Source organism: Terrabacter sp. AAH1 (assembly GCF_054456855.1).
Genome location: NZ_JBTJJV010000003.1, coordinates 347,461 through 364,818 on the forward strand (window position 1 = coordinate 347,461; position 17,358 = coordinate 364,818).

The 17,358-nt window shown below is 72.3% G+C and carries 13 protein-coding genes; 10 read left to right on the forward strand and 3 right to left on the reverse strand.

The window, feature by feature from the left end:
• Positions 1 to 26: 26 nt before the first annotated feature.
• Entirely contained in the window at positions 27 to 1,280 is a 1,254-nt protein-coding gene (locus ACXR8F_RS07700; protein ID WP_458799460.1) for an aminotransferase class I/II-fold pyridoxal phosphate-dependent enzyme, read from the reverse strand.
• 74 nt (positions 1,281 to 1,354) lie between these two features.
• On the opposite strand from ACXR8F_RS07700, the gene recR reads away from it, so the two are divergent.
• From recR to ACXR8F_RS07720, 4 genes are all read left to right on the forward strand, one after another.
• The gene (recR, locus tag ACXR8F_RS07705) at positions 1,355 to 1,954 is read left to right on the forward strand and encodes a recombination mediator RecR (protein WP_458799462.1); all 600 of its coding nucleotides are present in this window, start codon (positions 1,355 to 1,357) and stop codon (positions 1,952 to 1,954) included.
• A 116-nt stretch (positions 1,955 to 2,070) separates the two neighbouring features.
• The gene (locus ACXR8F_RS07710) at positions 2,071 to 2,679 is read left to right on the forward strand and encodes a DUF5063 domain-containing protein (RefSeq protein WP_045190798.1); all 609 of its coding nucleotides are present in this window, start codon (positions 2,071 to 2,073) and stop codon (positions 2,677 to 2,679) included.
• Between the two features lie 157 nt (positions 2,680 to 2,836).
• Complete coding sequence (locus ACXR8F_RS07715) at positions 2,837 to 4,108, forward strand: aspartate kinase (RefSeq protein WP_045190723.1); 1,272 nt, start codon at positions 2,837 to 2,839, stop codon at positions 4,106 to 4,108.
• A 67-nt stretch (positions 4,109 to 4,175) separates the two neighbouring features.
• Positions 4,176 to 5,288, forward strand: a complete 1,113-nt coding sequence (locus ACXR8F_RS07720; RefSeq protein WP_458799465.1) for a WD40/YVTN/BNR-like repeat-containing protein — start codon at positions 4,176 to 4,178, stop codon at positions 5,286 to 5,288.
• Positions 5,289 to 5,337: 49 nt separating this feature from the next.
• Here the strand turns inward: ACXR8F_RS07720 and ACXR8F_RS07725 are convergent, their stop codons facing one another.
• Positions 5,338 to 5,634 (reverse strand): hypothetical protein, encoded by a 297-nt coding sequence (locus ACXR8F_RS07725; RefSeq protein WP_458799467.1) that lies wholly within the window; start codon positions 5,632 to 5,634, stop codon positions 5,338 to 5,340.
• 161 nt (positions 5,635 to 5,795) lie between these two features.
• Here ACXR8F_RS07725 and ACXR8F_RS07730 point away from each other — a divergent pair, with 161 nt between their 5' ends.
• Entirely contained in the window at positions 5,796 to 5,999 is a 204-nt protein-coding gene (locus tag ACXR8F_RS07730) for a hypothetical protein (protein ID WP_045190721.1), read from the forward strand.
• 49 nt (positions 6,000 to 6,048) lie between these two features.
• Positions 6,049 to 7,083 carry a DNA topoisomerase IB gene (locus ACXR8F_RS07735; protein WP_458799469.1) on the forward strand — a complete coding sequence of 345 codons (1,035 nt, stop codon included), beginning with the start codon at positions 6,049 to 6,051 and terminating at the stop codon, positions 7,081 to 7,083.
• 113 nt (positions 7,084 to 7,196) lie between these two features.
• On the opposite strand, the gene ACXR8F_RS07740 is transcribed toward ACXR8F_RS07735, so the two are convergent.
• On the reverse strand, positions 7,197 to 8,654 hold the full coding sequence (locus ACXR8F_RS07740) for an MDR family MFS transporter (RefSeq protein ID WP_458799471.1): 1,458 nt from the start codon (positions 8,652 to 8,654) through the stop codon (positions 7,197 to 7,199).
• A gap of 144 nt (positions 8,655 to 8,798) precedes the next feature.
• On the opposite strand from ACXR8F_RS07740, the gene ACXR8F_RS07745 reads away from it, so the two are divergent.
• From ACXR8F_RS07745 to ACXR8F_RS07760, 4 genes are all read left to right on the forward strand, one after another.
• Positions 8,799 to 9,944, forward strand: coding sequence for a carboxylate-amine ligase (locus ACXR8F_RS07745; RefSeq protein WP_458799473.1), 1,146 nt, complete (start codon positions 8,799 to 8,801; stop codon positions 9,942 to 9,944).
• Between the two features lie 131 nt (positions 9,945 to 10,075).
• A complete protein-coding gene (locus ACXR8F_RS07750; RefSeq protein ID WP_458799475.1) occupies positions 10,076 to 11,881 on the forward strand; it encodes a copper resistance CopC/CopD family protein in 1,806 nt (601 codons plus the stop codon).
• A gap of 192 nt (positions 11,882 to 12,073) precedes the next feature.
• Positions 12,074 to 12,562 carry a hypothetical protein gene (locus ACXR8F_RS07755; protein ID WP_458799477.1) on the forward strand — a complete coding sequence of 163 codons (489 nt, stop codon included), beginning with the start codon at positions 12,074 to 12,076 and terminating at the stop codon, positions 12,560 to 12,562.
• Entirely contained in the window at positions 12,559 to 17,352 is a 4,794-nt protein-coding gene (locus ACXR8F_RS07760; protein ID WP_458799479.1) for a hypothetical protein, read from the forward strand. The genes ACXR8F_RS07755 and ACXR8F_RS07760 overlap by 4 nt, the downstream gene beginning before the upstream one ends.
• Positions 17,353 to 17,358: the final 6 nt, after the last annotated feature.

Consider the following 17,358-nt stretch of genomic DNA (forward strand, 5'->3'; position numbering starts at 1 on the left):
CGCGCAGGAGCTCCGCCGGGGCGGAGTCAGTGGGTGATCCGGCCCGCCTTCGCCTCGACAACCCCGCCGGGGCGTCGTCGGCGTGCGGCCTCGAAGGCGTCGCGCAGGTGCGGGATCGTGGCCTCGATCGTCTCCGCCGTCGCCGTGAGGCAGATGCGGAACCAGCCGGGCGTCTCGAACAGCGCACCGGGCATGACGAGCACGCCCCGCTGCGCCAGGTCGGCGACGAACGCCTCGTCGTCGGGCAGCGGGGAGCGGGGCCACAGGTAGAAGGTGCCCTGGGGTGCCGCGACCTCGTAGCCGATCTCGCGCATCGCCCCGACGAGCCGGTCACGCTTGGCCTCGAGGGCGCCGACGTCGAGGCTGAGCTGCTCGAGCCGGGGCGTGGCGTGCTGCATGACGGCGTTGGGGAAGAGCCAGCCGGCGGCGATCTGCATCATGTCGATCGCCTCGAGCAGCTCGTCGCGTCCCTCGAGGCCTGGCGGCACGGCGATGTAGCCCAGGCGCTGGCCCGGCGCGAGCAACGTCTTGCCGTAGGAGTAGCAGATCAGCGTGTGCGGGTAGAACTCCGCAGGGCTGTGGAACTCGTTGCCGGAGAACACGATCCGGTTGTACGGCTCGTCCGAGACGATCCAGATGCGGTGCCCGAAGCGCGCCGACGCCTCGGCGAGCAGGCCGGCGAGCCCGAGCAGGAGGTCCGGTGGGTAGATGCGGCCCGTCGGGTTGTTGGGCGAGTTCACCACGACGATGCGGGTGCGCTCGGTGAGGGCGGCCGCGATCGCCTCGAGGTCGAGGTCGAAGCTCGGTTCGGCCGCTCTCACCTTGACGGGCACGAGCCCCGCCTCGAGCGCGAGCGGCTCGTAGAGGAACCACGGTGGCAGCGTGTAGACGACCTCGTCACCGGGGTCGGCGAGCACCTTCATCGCGACGGTGATCGCGCCGAAGCCACCGGTTGTCATCCGCACGTCGTCGCCGCTCCAGCCGAGGGGCACGACACGTTCGAGCGAGGCGGCCGCGGCGTCCTGGGCGGGCCCCTCGCTCTGCTTGTAGGCGAACCACAGCTCGTCCTGCGGCAGGGCTGCCGAGCGGAGTGCCTCGACGTACTCCGGCATCGCCACCTCGTGCGGGTCGCCGAAGGTGAGGTCGAGCACGCCCGGCCGGAGCCGGGCCTCCGCGTAGCCGGAGTGCATGCGGAAGCCGAACATCATCCGGAACGGCACGGCGTCCTGGATCCGCTCGCTCCGCCGTGACACGACCCGTCCAGCCTGCTGCTCGGCCACAGTGCCTCCTTCCTCGTCACGCTAGACCGGTGCGGCGGTCCGCAGCAGGGGTTTTCCAGGCTTAGGGTTGCGGTGTGTACGAAGGCGCGGTGCAGGACCTGATCGACGAGCTCGGACGACTCCCCGGGATCGGCCCCAAGAGCGCGCAGCGCATCGCCTTCCACCTGCTCCAGACCGACTCCGACGACGTGACGCGGCTCGTCACGGCGCTCACCGAGGTCAAGGCGAAGGTGCGGTTCTGCGAGCAGTGCGGCAACGTCGCCGAGGCCGAGCGGTGCCGCATCTGCGCCGACGCGCGCCGCGACCAGACCTCCATCTGCGTCGTCGAGGAGCCCAAGGACGTCGTGGCGATCGAGCGCACCCGTGAGTTCCGCGGCACCTACCACGTTCTCGGCGGCGCGATCAGCCCCATCGACGGCATCGGCCCCGACGACCTTCGCGTGCGCGAGCTGATGACCCGCCTGGCCTCCGGCGAGGTGCAGGAGGTCATCATCGCGACCGACCCCAACCTCGAGGGCGAGGCGACCGCCACCTACCTCAGCCGTCTGCTGCGCGACGTCGGTCTGACCGTGACGCGCCTCGCCTCCGGGCTGCCGGTGGGCGGCGATCTCGAGTACGCCGACGAGGTCACCCTCGGGCGCGCCTTCGAGGGCCGCCGCCGCGTCGACGCCTGACCCGACGGGCACCCGCCAGGCACCCGCCAGGCACCCGAGCACGTATGCCGTCCGGCCGGGTCGAGAGGCCACGTCCCCGGCGACCCGGCCCGACGGCATACGGCATGCTGGGACCCATGACTGACGAGCAGGGGCCCGGCGACCACGCGACCGAGCTCGACGAGCATGCAAGCGAGGTCGACGACCTGTCGGGACTCGCCGACCTGACCGCGGCGGAGGCGAGCGCCTTCCTCACGTCGGTGACGGAGGTGGCGTCGGGCAGCGCGCCCGACACCGCCCTGCCGATCCTCACGCTCGCGCTCTCGCAGGTGCTCGTCGCCGGCGCGCGGCTCGGCGCGATCCAGGACGTCGTGCCGGTGCAGCGCTTCGAGCCCGACGCCGCCGACGACGACGCCGACCCGCTGCGCGCAGGCCTCGCGAACGTCTTCGCGGGCATCGACGACTACGTCTACGTCATCGACCCGATCACCTCGTCCGACCGGGCCGACGGCTCGATCACCAACGACCTCGTCGACGTCGCGGTCGCCCTGACCCACGGCCTCAAGCACTACGCCGCGGGCGACAAGACCGAGGCGCTCTGGTGGTGGCAGTTCAGCTACCTCTCCGACTGGGGCGACCGCGCGCTCATGGCGCTGCGCGCGCTGCTGTCGATCCTCAGCCACCTGCGGCTCGACGCCGACGAGGAGGCCGTCGGCGAGGCGGAGTTCGACGCGCTGCACCCGTAGCCCGCGCAAGAACGTGCGGCGCCGGGGACGAATCGGCGCACATCTCACCATCGCGACGCCCCAGTGGGGCCCATGAGGGCGAGCCTAGACTCGGGGGCACCGCAGCCCGAGCGGTCACACCCGACCGTCCCGAACCCCGAGCAGATCCGGAGCCACCGTGAGCATCGTCGTCCAGAAGTACGGCGGGTCGTCCGTGTCCGACGCCGAGGCCATCAAGCGCGTGGCCCGGCGCATCGTCGAGACGCAGCGCGCCGGCCACTCGGTGTGCGTCGTCGTCTCCGCCATGGGCGACACGACCGACGAGCTGATGGACCTCGCCGAGCAGGTGACGCCCGCGCCGCCGGCTCGTGAGCTCGACATGCTGCTCACCTCGGGCGAGCGCATCTCGATGGCCCTCGTCGCGATGGCGATCGCCCAGCTCGGCGCCGAGGCCCGCTCCTTCACGGGCAGCCAGGCCGGCGTCATCACCGACGACGCGCACGGCGCGGCCCGCATCATCGACGTCACGCCGGGCCGCATCCAGAGCGCCCTCGACGCCGGCCACATCGCCATCGTCGCCGGCTTCCAGGGCGTCAGCCAGACGACGAAGGACATCACGACCCTCGGCCGCGGTGGTTCCGACACGACGGCCGTCGCGCTCGCCGCGGCGCTCGAGGCCGACGTCTGCGAGATCTACACCGACGTCGACGGCGTCTTCACCGCCGACCCGCGCGTGCTGCCGAGCGCGCGCAAGCTCGACGTGCTGTCGATGGAGGAGATGCTCGACCTCGCCGCCAACGGCAGCAAGATCCTGCACCTGCGCTGCGTCGAGTACGCCCGCCGCTACGGCATCCCGATCCACGTGCGCTCGTCGTGGTCGCAGAAGCCCGGCACCTGGATCAAGGACAACCCCTACGAAGGAGAAGGTGCTGTGGAAGCTCCGATCATCGCCGGCATCGCCCACGACCGCAGCGAGGCCAAGATCACCATCGTCGGGGTGCCCGACCGCGTCGGCATCGCCGCGAAGATCTTCGGCGCCATCGCCGAGGCCGGCATCAACATCGACATGATCGTGCAGAACGTGTCGGCCGCCGAGACCGCCAAGACCGACATCTCCTTCACGCTGCCGCAGGCCGACGGCGCCCGCGGCATGCAGGTGCTCCAGTCGATCAAGCACGAGGTCGAGTACCAGGACCTCCGCCTCGACGACAAGATCGGCAAGATCGCCCTGGTCGGAGCCGGAATGAAGAGCCACCCCGGCGTCTCGGCGAAGTTCTTCGGGGCCCTCGCCGAGGCCGGCATCAACATCGAGATGATCTCGACCTCCGAGATCCGTGTCTCGGCGGTGACGCGGGCCGAGCAGCTCGACGACGCCGTCCGCGCCGTCCACACGGCGTTCGGGCTCGACTCCGCCGACGAGGCCATCGTCTACGGAGGCACCGGCCGCTGAGGCCCTGCCCCCGGCCGCGCAGCTCTGGACGCGCCGGATCGGCCCCGCAGCGCTAGTTTCGCGGGGTATGAGAGCTCGCACCCGATCCGTCCTCGTCCCTGTCCTGGTCGTCGCGGCCACCGCCGCCCTCGTCACCTCCTCGAGCACGTATGCCGGCTCGTCGCCCCGCGGCGGCACCGACCGTCCCAGCGGGGCGCACGCGACGGCATACGGCTGGACGCTCACGCCCACCGGCTCGACCGAGCGGTTCCGCGGCCTCGCGCCCGTCTCGCGGGACGTCGCCTGGGTCAGTGGCAGCGGCGGCACCGTCCTGCGCACGACCGACGGCGGCGCCTCGTGGAGCAACGTCAGCCCGCACGGGCTGGGCACCGCCACCCTCCAGTTCCGTGACATCGAGGCGTTCGACGCCCGGCACGCGGTGATCCTCTCGATCGGCAGCGGCGGGGACTCGCGCATCCTCGTCACCGACGACGGCGGCGCGAGCTGGACGGAGACGTTCCGCAATGCCGACCCGTCCGCGTTCTACGACTGTCTGGCGTTCAGCTCGCCGCGCCGCGGCCTCGCGATGAGCGACCCCGTGGGTGGGAAGTTCCGGCTCGTCGAGACCTCCGACGGTGGGCGGTCCTGGTCGCCCGTCGACCCCGCGGGGATGCCTGCCGCGAAGGACGGCGAGTTCGCCTTCGCCGCGTCGGGCACGTGCCTCACGACGGGCGTCGGCGGACGCGCCTACCTGGCGAGTGGCGGCGTCGACCCGGCGCGGGTCTTCACGTCGACCGACCACGGCCGCACGTGGACGGTGGCGGACAGCCCGGTGGCGGGCGGGGAGTCGGCCGGCATCTTCTCGGTCACCTTCCGCGACGCGCGTCGCGGCGTCGTCGTCGGTGGTGACTTCGCGGCCCCGACCGGTGCGGTCGACAACGCTGCCTGGACCGACGACGGCGGCGCCACGTGGACCGCGTCGACCGTGAACCCGGCCGGCTACCGGTCCGGGTCGGCGTGGGTGCCCCGCACGTCGAGGACCGTTCTCGCCGTCGGGCCGTCTGGCTCGGACGTCTCGACCGACGGCGGCCGCACGTGGGCGACGTTCGACACTGGCAGCTTCGACTCGGTCGAGTGCACCAGCGACGGGGCGTGCTGGGCGTCCGGAGAGCAGGGGCGGGTCGGCGTGCTCGACCGCTGAGCCCCGCTGGCCCTGCCGTCACCTACGGTCGGTTCGATGTGTCCGGCGGTCACCTGTGGTCGTCGGATGCATCGAACGCGGGGAGGACACGGCCGAGCGCGCTCCGCAGCCGCCGCCACGGACCGTCGCGACCGGCGTCGCCGTGCGGCCTCTTCCGGCGGCTCAGGGACGGCATCGGGTGGCCGTAGACGGGCGGAAGTGGAGCCTCCGGCGCCAGCGAGCCGCCGGACGGCACCGCGTACGTGTGGGGCGTCGTGTCGTCGGGCACCCAGCCCCGTCGCGGCTCGTCCGGCCCGCTGCCGTCGCCGGTCTCGCCGGTCTCGCCGGGCCCGGGTGTTTCGTGCATGTTCGTTCCCCTCTGTGTCCGTGCGTGACCGCCTTGTCTCTCAGAGCGTCTCGCGCGCAGTCTGATTCGCGTCGGACAACAAGGGGTTCGGTCCGGGAGGGCGCGGGTATGGTCGAAAGAGCCAGACACAACCGCTACTCGGGGCGATAGGTAACAACGACGTGACCCCTCACGAATCCCACCTGCAGAGCGACGGATCGGTCTTCCCGCCGGTCACTCCCGACCCGCCGCAACCTCCCGGCCTCCCGGAGATCGACGTGCCCGACATCGTGCCCGTCTCCACTCCGGACGGCCCTGACCGGGCAGTCTCCTCGCGCGAGACCACCGACGCGACGTCGGAGGTGGCCGGGGTGAAGCCGGAGTAGCCCCCCGCCGGCTGATTGCGTCGCAGTGGCCAGCGGGTAGTACCCCCGTGTGCGACTGCGACGGAGCGACATCGACAAGCCGGGTGTCCGGCGCGTGCGGCGCGGCAAGGGCTTCGGCTACGTCGACCCGGACGGGCGCGCGGTCGACCTCGACACGCGAGAGCGCGCCAAGGCTCTCGTGATCCCGCCTGCCTGGCAGGACGTCTGGATCAGCCCCTACCCCAACGGGCACATCCAGGCGGTCGGCACCGACGACGCCGGGCGGCGGCAGTACCTCTACCACGAGAAGTGGCACGAGGCCCGCGACCGCGAGAAGCACGACCGCGTGCTCACGCTCGCGCGCAAGCTGCCGGCGGCGCGCAAGCAGGTCGCCGCCGACCTGCGCACCAGCGGCCTGACGAAGCGGCGCGTCACCGCGGCGGGGCTGCGGATGCTCGACGCGGGCCTGTTCCGCAGCGGTGGCGACGAGTACGAGGCCGAGCACGGCTCGCACGGCGTCGCCACGCTGCTGCGCTCGCACGTGACCGTGAGCGGTGAGGACGTCACCTTCGAGTTCCCCGCCAAGTCGGGCGTCACCCGTGAGGCCGTGATGACCGACCAGCTGCTGGCGCGGATCGTCCTGTCGCTCAAGCGGAGCGGCTACCAGGGCGAGCGGCTGCTCGTGCACCGCAACTCGACGGGGTGGCACGAGCTCAGCTCGAGCGACCTCAACGTCGCGTTCAAGGAGCTCGTCGGCGACGAGTACACCGTCAAGGACCTCCGCACGTGGGCCGCGACCGTGACGGCGGCCGTCGCCTTGGCTCGCAACGGTCCCGCGGAGAGCGAGCGGGACCTCAAGCGCGCCGAGAAGGACGCCATGAAGGTCGTCTCCGAGCACCTCGGTAACACCCCTGCCGTGGCGCGCCGCTCGTACGTCGACCCGCGCGTGCTCGACGAGTTCGCGGTGGGCCGCACCATCGCCCCGAGCCTGTCGCGGCTCACCAAGGCCGACCGCGCCCGCCTCGAGCTCGGCGAGCTCGTCCGCGTGCGCGACCGCGACGCCCTCGAGCGCGCCGTGATGCGCCTCGTCAAGGGAGCCTCCTGAGCCGAGCCGGGCGACCGCTCACACGGACCGCCACGAGAGGGCGTATGCCGCCGGGCTGAGCGTCGACGGCGCGTTCGTGGCGGTCCGTCGGTGCGGCATACGGCGACGGACGCTCAGGCGGGGGAGGGCTCGGTCTCGGGCACGTCGGGTTCGGCGGCGGTCTGCTCGACGTCCTCGGCCCGTGTCGCGGGCATGAGCAGACCCGCGACGATGCTGACCGCAGCGGCGACCAGCACCGCGAGGAAGACCGCGCGCGACCCGTCCTGGATGGCCGTGGCCGACGCGTCGCCACCCCGCGTCGCGATGACCGCGTTGGCGATGGCGCCGAAGATCGCGACGCCGACGGCGCTGCCCACCGACCGCATGAACATGTTGGTCCCGGTGACGACGGCCCGCTCGTGCCAGGGCACCGAGGCCTGGGCCGCGACGAGGGTCGGGGTCGCCACGAAACCGAGCCCCAGCCCGACGACGAAGCTCGCCGCTGCGGCCGTCCACGCGTCGGGGGTCGCCGACGCCAGCCACAGCCCGAGCGAGCCGAGGGCGGCGAGCGAGAGGCCGATGAGCGCAGTGGGCCGGAAGCCGATGCGCAGGTAGAGCCGGCCCGACTGCGAGGCCGAGATCGGCCAGCCGACCGTGAGCGCGGCGACGGCGAGGCCGGCGACGATCGGGGTGGCTCCGGTGGTGCGCTCGAGGAAGGTGGGCACGTACGACGTCAGCCCGACGAGCACGGCGCCGATGCCGATCGAGACGAGGCTGGTGGCGACGATGAGCCGCCGCGAGAAGATCTCGAAGGGGATCACCGGCTCGGCGGCCCGGCGCTCGATGGCGACGAAGATCGCGAGCAGCGCCGCACCCACCGCGAACGACGTGATGCTCTGCCACGAGCCCCAGGCCCACGCCTGGCCGCCTTCGAGGACGGCGAGGATGAGCAGGGTCAGCGCCACCGTCAGCACGGCCGCGCCGGCGTAGTCGATGCGGTGCTCGCGTCGTTCGAGCGACTCCGAGTAGCTGCGCCACAGCATCGCCGCGGCGAGCAGGCAGAGCGGGATGTTGACGAAGAAGATCCAGCGCCACGAGACGAACTGGGAGAAGACGCCGCCGAGGGTCGGGCCGACGACCGAGGAGGTCGCCCAGACGCTCGCGAGGTAGCCCTGGGCCTTGGCCCGCTCGGCCACCGTGTAGATGTCGCCGGCGATGGTGACCGTCACCGGAAGCACCGCGCCGGCGCCGAGCCCCTGGACCGCCCGCATGACGATGAGCGAGGTCATGTCCCAGGCGATGCCGCACATGACCGACCCGACGAGGAAGAGGGCCACCCCGAAGAGGATGACCGGCTTGCGCCCGATGGTGTCGGCGAGCTTCGAGTAGACCGGCACCGACACCGCCTGCGCGAGCAGGTAGACGGAGAACAGCCAGGGGAACTGTCCCAGCCCGCCGAGGTCGTCGACGATCGAGGGGACGGCGGTGGCGAGGATCGTCGAGTCGAGCGCGATGAGCGACGTCGACAGCATGAGGGCGATGAGCACGGGGCCGCGGTCCGAGCGGAACCCGACAGTGGACGAGGTCGACATGCTCCTCCTGCTGGCTTCACTGGGCTTCAGGGCGACATCTTGTGACAACGCGGTCGGCCGCGGATCATTCCCGGTATACGGCGCGACGCACGCGAGGGACTCCGGTTCCGCTCGGGTGCCTGGTCGCGTGGGTAAGGGACGGTCATGGTGCGCACCCTCGGGGTCGAGGAGGAGATGCTCCTGGTCGACGTGCGCAACGGCAGGGCGCGGTCGGTCTCGGGGCAGCTGCTCGTGCGCGCCGCGCACCACCCGCCCGAGGTCGCCGGGGTCGGCGTCCACGGCGCGCTGGAGGGTGAGTTCCAGCAGCAGCAGATCGAGACGCACACGGCGCCGGCAGCGGACCTCGCGAGCTTGCGGGACGAGCTGCGGACGTGGCGCGGCGCGGCGGTCACGGCAGCGCGCGAGACCGGCTCGAGCGTCGCGGCACTGGGCACGTCGCCCCTGCCCGTCACCCCTCTTCCCGCCCGGTCACCCCGGTACGCGTGGTTGGAGGACCGCTACCAGCTCAACGCCCGCGAGCACCTCATCTGCGGCTGCCACGTGCACGTCTGCGTCGACGGTGACGACGAGGGAGTGGGGGTCATCGACCGGGTGCGCGTGTGGATGCCGGTGATCCTCGCCCTCAGCGCCAACTCCCCGTTCTGGCGTGGGGAGGACTCGGGGTACGCGAGCTACCGCTCCCAGGTGCTGTCCCGCTGGCCGTCCTGGGGACCGCCAGACGTGTTCGGCTCGCCTCAGGCGTACCGCCGCAGGGTGCGCGAGATGGTCCTCACGTCGGTGATCCTCGACGAGGGGATGGTCTACTTCGACGCGCGTCTCGCCGCCCACTACCCGACGGTCGAGATCCGGGCCGCCGACGTGTGCTTCACGGTCGAGGAAGCCGTGGTCGTCGCGGCCCTGTGCCGTGGCCTCGTGGAGACGACGGCGCGGGAGTGGGCGGCCGGGTGCCCCGCGCCCGACATCCCGACGGCGTTGCTGCGCCTGGCGACCTGGCAGGCCGGGCGCGAGGGGATCGAGGGCAACCTCGTGGACTGGCGCTCGGGGCAGCCGCGCCCCGCCTGGCAGGTCGTCGACGCTCTCGTCGAGTTCGTGGGGCCGGCCCTCGAGGAGGCGGGCGACCTCGGGGTCGTCCAGGACGGGCTCGCCCGGCTGCGCGAGGAGGGGAACGGTGCGATGCGGCAGCGGGCGATGCTGGTAAGGACCGGCAACCTCGTCGACGTCGTCGCCGAGGCCGTGCGCGAGACCTCCCAGTGGGCGGCCGCCACCGACGGAGTTCACGAGAAGGCGTAGGTCACGAAACCCATGCGCAACAGCGACAGCGACATCGACCCGGCCCGGCCCGGCCCCCGGGTCTGACGGAGGCGCGACCCCGATCTGACGGGATCGCCCGCAGGGTCGCACCACGTCGTGCGAATCTCGTCGTGTCGCCTCGGAGCGTCGGTCCAGAGCCCGGCGACGCGAAGGGCAGGTCGAAGGTGGGGGCCAGATCGAGGGCGGGACGCGCAGCGGCGACGCTGCTGCTCCTGCTGCTCGTCGTGGTCGGAGCGGCCGGTCGAGCCGCCGCGCACGCCCAGCTGGTGCACAGCGACCCGAGCTCCGGAGATGTTCGCGCCACGTCACCGGCGGCGGTGACGCTGACCTTCGGCGAGCCCGTCGACCGGTCCTCCAGCTCGATCGCGGTCTTCGACGACCACCTCCGGAGGCTGTCGGTGGGGGCTGTGAGCGCCGCGGGGAGGGACGGCACCGCCCTGGCGGTTTCGCTGCCGGCGGCCCTCGCACCCGGGACCTACACGGTGAGCTGGAGCGTCAGCTCCGCCGACACCCACCCGGTGTCGGGGACCTTCCGCTTCTCGGTGGGAGCACCGAGCACGGTGACCGCCGAGCTCCCGGACCGGGTGAACGATGCGGCCGGTGTGCTCCTGGGCATCTCGCGCGACCTGGGCTTCGTCGGGCTCGCGCTGGCGCCGGGGCTCCTGCTCGCCGTGCTCGCGCTCTGGCCGGCCGGCGTCCGTGACCGTCGCACCCGCAAGCTGCTGTGGGCGGGCCTGGCACTGCTGCTGGTGAGCACGCTGGGCGGCCGCCTGCTGCAGGGGGTCTGGGCCAGCGGCACGTCCCTGAGCTCGGTCTGGTCGTCGCCGACTGCCCTCGACTCACACTCCCGCCGCTTCGACCTGCTCATGGGTGTGCGTTTCTACCTCGTCGTCGGGTTTGCCGCGGTGCTGGCATCGGCCCTCGTCTCCACGGGGACGGCAGATCGTCGCCACCGCACCTCGTCTCCGCTGGTGGCCGCTTCCGCCGTGCTGAGCGTCGGCCTGCTCGCCACGTGGGCCCTGGCCGGCCACGCGGCCATCGGCGACCTCATGCCCTTGGCCGTCTCGGCCACGATCGCCCACCTGCTGGCCATGTGTCTGTGGCTCGGGGGGCTCACCCTGGTCGCAGTGTGCCTGACGGCCTCGGGTCGCGCCGCGGATCTCGCGGTCGTCCTGCCGCACTTCTCGCGGCTGGCGTTCGGCTGCGTCTGTCTCCTGGTCGGCACCGGCACCTTCCTCGCGTGGCGCGAGGTCGCCACCTTGCCCGCCCTGACCGGCACGGACTACGGGCGGACGCTCCTCGTCAAGCTCGTCGGCGTGGTCGCGCTGGTGGCCCTCGGCAACCTCGGGCGGCGCTGGGTGCGCCGCCACGCGCACCCCGCCGCTGTGACGGGGACGGCGCGGTCCGGGGTCGGGGGCGCCGGCCTGGACCCCGTCGCGAGCAGCGCCCAGGTCGAGGACGTCGACGAGAGCGCGGTCCGGCGGCTGCGCCGGGGAGTCGTGGGGGAGCTGGCGGTGGGTCTCGCCGTCCTGGGCCTGACGTCCGCGCTCGTCGTGATCGTCCCTGCCCGTCAGGACTACGTCGCACCCTTCCATGCGACCCTGGCGGCCTCGTCGATGCGCATCGACGTCGAGGTGCCCGACCCACGCGCCGGCGACGTTCTCGTCGAGGTGCGGGTCCGTCGTCCCGATGGCGGTGTGCTGCCCGTCGTGTCGATGCGCGCCACGATGACCGGTTCCGCACCCGGTGGCCCGCGACTTCCGCTCGAGCCGACCAGCCGGAACGGTGGGTCGACCACCGGTGAGACCTCGTTGCGGGGCTCCGTCCCGACCCGTGGGACGTGGACGCTGCAGCTCACGGTGCAGACCGGCGACCCTATCGCCACGTCGCTCTCGCAGGCCGTTCCCATCTCCTGACCGGACGGCCGTCCGGGGAGCCGCTGGATCGGCCGCTGCGCTCGGCGGGCGATTCCGGACGAACCGGATCGAAGCCCGCAGAACGCGAATCGATTGCGGCACAGGCTAATCCGAGATATCGGGTTCCACCTCACGTCCTGACTCCCGCGATCTACCATCGGCTCAGACGACTGGGGGGTCAGGAGGGGGACGGTGCGGAGGGACGCCATCGTTCGCGACCGGCTGCGCTTCGGCTGGGCCGCGTTGCTGCCGATGCCACTCGCCGTGGCCGGCGTGCTGCTGGTCGGGCAGCTCATGCCGAGCCCCGACTCCGGAAGCTCTGCGCGACTGTCCTTCGGCCCCGTCACCGCGCAGGTGGTGGCGCTGCCGATGCCGCCCGCGAGCCAGATGATGATGCCGATGGCCGAGAGCGGCGACCACGGCGACGAGCTCCAGGTCGTGCTCCGGCTTGGCAACGAGACCGACGCCCCCGTAACAGTGCCCTTCTCCAGAGTGCACCTCGAGCGCTCCGACGGGTCCGCGGCCAGGCCGACGCAGGGCCTCCAGGGGGATCTCCTGCTGCGACCGCACGCGACCGCCGAGGAGCGGCTCCACTTCGCCGACCTGTCGTCCCCGACGGTCCGCGTCGTCGTGCCCGACGGGCCCGACGACCGCGTCCTGACCGTGGCGGTGTCCCGATGACCCGCGAGACGCCGGGGACGTCCCGGGCCCCGGGCGCGCGGCTGGTGACGAGCCTGCTCGTCGGGCTGGTCATGACGGGCTGGCTGACGGGCGTCGGTCGGGACGCCACCCCCACCCCGCTCGGCGAGGCGTCCACATTCCTGGCGGTGGCCGCGCTGCTCGGAGCGCTGGGTCTCCAGGTCGCCGAGCGGCTGCTCGCCGCCGCGGGAGACCGCGCGGTGGTCGGTCGGTGGGTGCAGCGTTCGACCGCGATGACGCTGGCGGTCGTCGTCGCGTACCTGCTCAACCACCCGTTCGCCCAGGCGCTGTGGGGGTCCGAGGCCCCTGGCTCTGTCGCCGACGCGGTCAGGACCGCGTCGAGCCTCGTCCCCGTCGCGCTGGTCGTGTCCGCCGCCGCGACCCTCGTGCTCGACGGTCGTTCCGCGGCGCGACGACGTCCGGCACGGCCGCGCGGCCCCGTGACCGCGGCCGTCGTCGCCCTCGTGTGCATCCCAGCGGTCCTCGCCACGACCTCACCCGCGCTGGCCGCGACAGCGCAGACGCGCACGTCGGCCGCGGCTCCACTGGCGGGTGGGACGGCCATCTGTCCCACGGGTGCGCGCACGATCACCTACGACATCGGCGCGATGGCGCTGGACATCCCGCTCAATGGGTGGGGCGACCACCTGCCTGAGGGGATGCTCTACGCGCTGCGCGGCCCGGATGCTCGGGTCGGTGAGGCCCAGCTGCGCGCCAACCCGCAGCTCGCCGAGCCCGTCGTCATCCGTGCCGCCGTCGGTGACTGCATCAAGGTCGTCCTGCACAACGACCTGCCCACGGCCTTCCCGCCCGAGCCCGAGCCGACCGTCCCCAAGCCCGGGGACGCGGGCGCGGCAGGCACGCACGGGGCGCCGGCCGTGCCCCCGGCCCGCGTCGGCATCCACCCGGACGGGCTCGTCCAGTTCGACCCCGCGACGTCGGACGGCGCGCGCATCGGTCGCAACCCGGACACGACCGTCGGACGCGGCGAGGAGCGGACCTACACGTGGTACGCCGACCACGAGGGTCAGGCGCCGCTCGTCGACGTCGCGAACATCGACAGCACCGGCAACGACGGGAACACCGTGCAGCACGGGCTCTTCGGCGCCCTCATCGTGCACCCGGCCGGGTCGAGCTGGCACAACCAGGTGACCGGCAGGGACATGCTCGACCCGGGGACCGGCCGCGCGCTCGAGACCCACGTCAACGCCGACGTGCACGTCCCCGGCGGCACGAGCTTCCGCAGCTTCGCCGCGATCATCATGGACGAGATCGAGGGCGTGAAGGACAGCACGCACAACAACCCGACGGCGCCCGACTCAGGCCTGGCCGACTCGACGTTCGGCATCAACTACCGGTCCGAGCCGCTGCGCAACCGTCTCCGCGCCGTCCTCGAGCACCGCGGCACGAAGACCGTCGAGAACCCGAAGGGCGTCGCGAGCTCGATCACCCTTCCCAACGGCACGACGTACGCGCCGGGCGACCACTTCTGCGACGGCTGGGTGCCGGAGCTGGCGAAGGTCGTGGCCGACCCGGGCGCGAAGTGCATGAGCGAGGAGTCGCACCTGCAGTCGTGGGTCTTCGGCGACGAGGGCAAGCTGGTTCACCGTGACGCGAGCGGCGCGCTCGTGACCGACACCGACGTCATGATCGCCAAGGCCTACCGGGGCGACCCCATCCACTTCCACCTCGTGCACCCCGGTGCCAAGGAGACCCACCCCTGGCACCAGCACACGCAGCGGTGGTTCGCCGACCCCCGCAACCCGACGTCACCGCGCAAGGACGTCCAGAGCATCGGCCCGGGGGAGGCGTACGAGTTCGACATCGAGGGTGGCGCCGGAGGGTTGCAGGGCGCCATCGGCGACTCGATCTTCCACTGCCACCTGTACCCGCACTTCGCGCAGGGCTTCTGGGGCCACGAGCGCATCTTCGACCGGCTGCGCGACGGCACCCAGCGCTATCCGGACGGCACCCGCCTGGAGGCGCTGCAGGAGCTGCCCGACCGCCTCGGCAGGACCCCGGCTGCGGACGCGGCACACCCGGGCTTCCCGCTCTTCGTCAGGGGTGCCGTGGGCCAGCGCGCCTACCGGATCCCGTATGCCGTCGTGCGCGACCCGTTCTCGGCGATCCGTCGACCCGGGGACACGGTGCGCGAGCCGACCGCGCTGGAGGCGGCCAACCTGCCGGCGCTCGCCAAGGACAAGCCGGGCGCCGGTGCCATCGACCCGTGCCCCACCGACGCGCCGATACGGGTGTACCGCCCGCACGCCACCGACCTGCCCATCACCTACAACTCGGCCGGCTGGACCGACCGGCAGGGGCGCATCTACATCGAGGAGTCGCACCAGAAGGACGTGCTCGCCGGGCGAGAACCGCCGCAGCCGTACACGATCCGCTCGCGGCAGGGTGACTGCGTCCAGCTCTACCTGACGAACGACCTCAACCTCGACGAGGACCCCTCGGTGCCCGTCGACCACCTGAACCGCAACGACGGCGTCTACCAGAGCGAGACGACGACGAGCGAGGTCTCGGCGCACGTGCACCTCGTCAGGTTCGACGAGCTCGGCTCCGACGGCACGTCGGTCGGCTGGAACTACGTGCAGGCCGCGATGCCCGGGCAGACCTACGGCTACCGGTGGTTCGTCGACCAGCCGCTCCGCACGGTCTTCTTCCACGACCACCAGTACGCCAACCTGCACCAGCAGAAGGGCCTCTTCTCGGCGATGAACGTCGAGCCCGTCGACGCGACGTGGAGCGACCCGGCGACGGGGCAGCCGACCGACGGAACCGGGCCGATGGCCGACATCCGGTCCTCGCTCGGCCCCAGCTTCCGGGAGTTCACGCTCTTCTACTCCGACCGCGTGCCCATGTGGAAGGACGGCGGCTACGGCAACGCCATCGCGCCCCCGCCTCGGGTCGACGACTACGGGGCGGACCAGGGCGGCTACGCGATCAACTACCGCAACGCGCCCCTGGCGACCCGCATCACCCCGGGGGCGGCAGGTCCCGCGGGCGACCCGGCGTACGTGTACTCGTCGGTGGTCCACGGCGACCCGTCGACGCCCGTCCTGCGCGCCTACACGGGCGACCCCGTCGTGATCCGGCAGGTGACGGGTGCGCACGAGGAGGTGCACAGCTTCACCCTGCACGGTCACCGGTGGCTCAACGAGCCGGACAACCCGCTGAGCACGATGACCGACATCCAGGGCGCCGCCCTCGCCGAGTACTTCAACTTCGAGCTGGTCTCGGGGTCCGGCTCGAGCCGGCCCAAGAAGGGGAAGAAGACGCCCAAGGAGAAGCTCGAGGACGCACGCGTCGGCAGCGACAACGGCGGCCCGTCGCTCGTGAGCGGGGGAGCGGGCCGGCCGGGCGACTACCTCTACGGCTCGACCGCGCTGGACGACCAGTGGCTGGGGATGTGGGGGATCTTCCGCACCGCCGACAAGCTGCTCCCCGACCTCACCCCGCTGCCGGACCGGCCGGCCCCCACCATCGGAAACCCTTGGACCGCAGTGCAGCCCGGTGCGTCGCTTCTGAAAGCGCCTGCTGCGGCGGCGTGCCCCAAGGGCGCGGTCGTGAGGTCTTTCGACGTGGTCGCCCTGGACCACCCCATCGTCTACAACGGCACGACCGGCGACAACGACCCGGACGGCCTGCTCTACACGCTCGCCGCCGACGAGGCCGCCGTGCGCGCAGGGACACGGGCGCCGACACCCCTGGTGCTCCGGGCCACGTCGGGGGACTGCATCACCGTGCGGCTGACCAACCACCTGCCGGCCACCGGTCCCCCGCAGCACGGTGGCGACGTGCCCCCGCCTGCTGCCGAGGTGTTCCCGCGGGGGAGCCGGGTCTCGCTGCACGCAGGGCTCGTCGACACCCCGATCATCCAGGGAGACGGCGCCGCGGTCGGCTACAACTACGACTCGACGGTCGGGCCGGGTGAGAGCACGACGATGACCTGGGTGGTGCCGACCGACATCGGGACGGCCTCGATCCCGCTCGTCGACTTCGGCGACCGGGTCGGCAACCGGCACCACGGCCTCTTCGGCGCCCTCCTCATCGAGCCGGCAGGCGCGACGTGGCTCGACCCGGCTACGGGCGCGCCCGCGACGGGACTGCAGGCCGAGGTGCGGTGGACGGAGAACAGGACCTCATATGCCGCAAGGGAGTTCGTGGCCATGTGGCAGGACGGGCTCACCCTGCGCGACCGGTCGGGGGCGATCGTGCCGCCGGCGCTGCCGCCGGGCCACACGGCCCTCGACCTCGACCCGTACGAACGCGGCAACCGTGGCATCAACTACCGCACCGAACGGCTGGCCCCCCGGCTGGCGCAGGGCGGCGACCCGGCATACGCCATGAGCTCGGCGCTGCACGGCGACCCGGCCACCGGGGTGTTCCGGGCCTACCCGGGCGACCCCGTCTGGCTGCGCGTGCTGCAGGGCGCCGACCGTGGGCGCGCCCACACCGTCGTCGTGTCGGGTCACGGCTGGCACTACCAGGCGAAGGACCCGCAGAGCACGATCCGCAGTGCCGCCGGGATGCTGCTGCCGGAGACCGGCTGGACCTTCGACCTCCTCGGCGGCGCCGGCGGCCCCAGCCACACCCCTGGCGACTACCTCGTGCGTGACGGCCTGATGCTCAACCAGGTCAACGCCGGTCTCTGGTTCGTCATGCGCGTCGAGGGCACACCACAGGCCGACCTCCGCCCACTCGGTGCGCCCCTCCCCACCAGCAAGGGCCCGACCTGCGCCACACCCGGCGCGACCTGCTGACGTCCA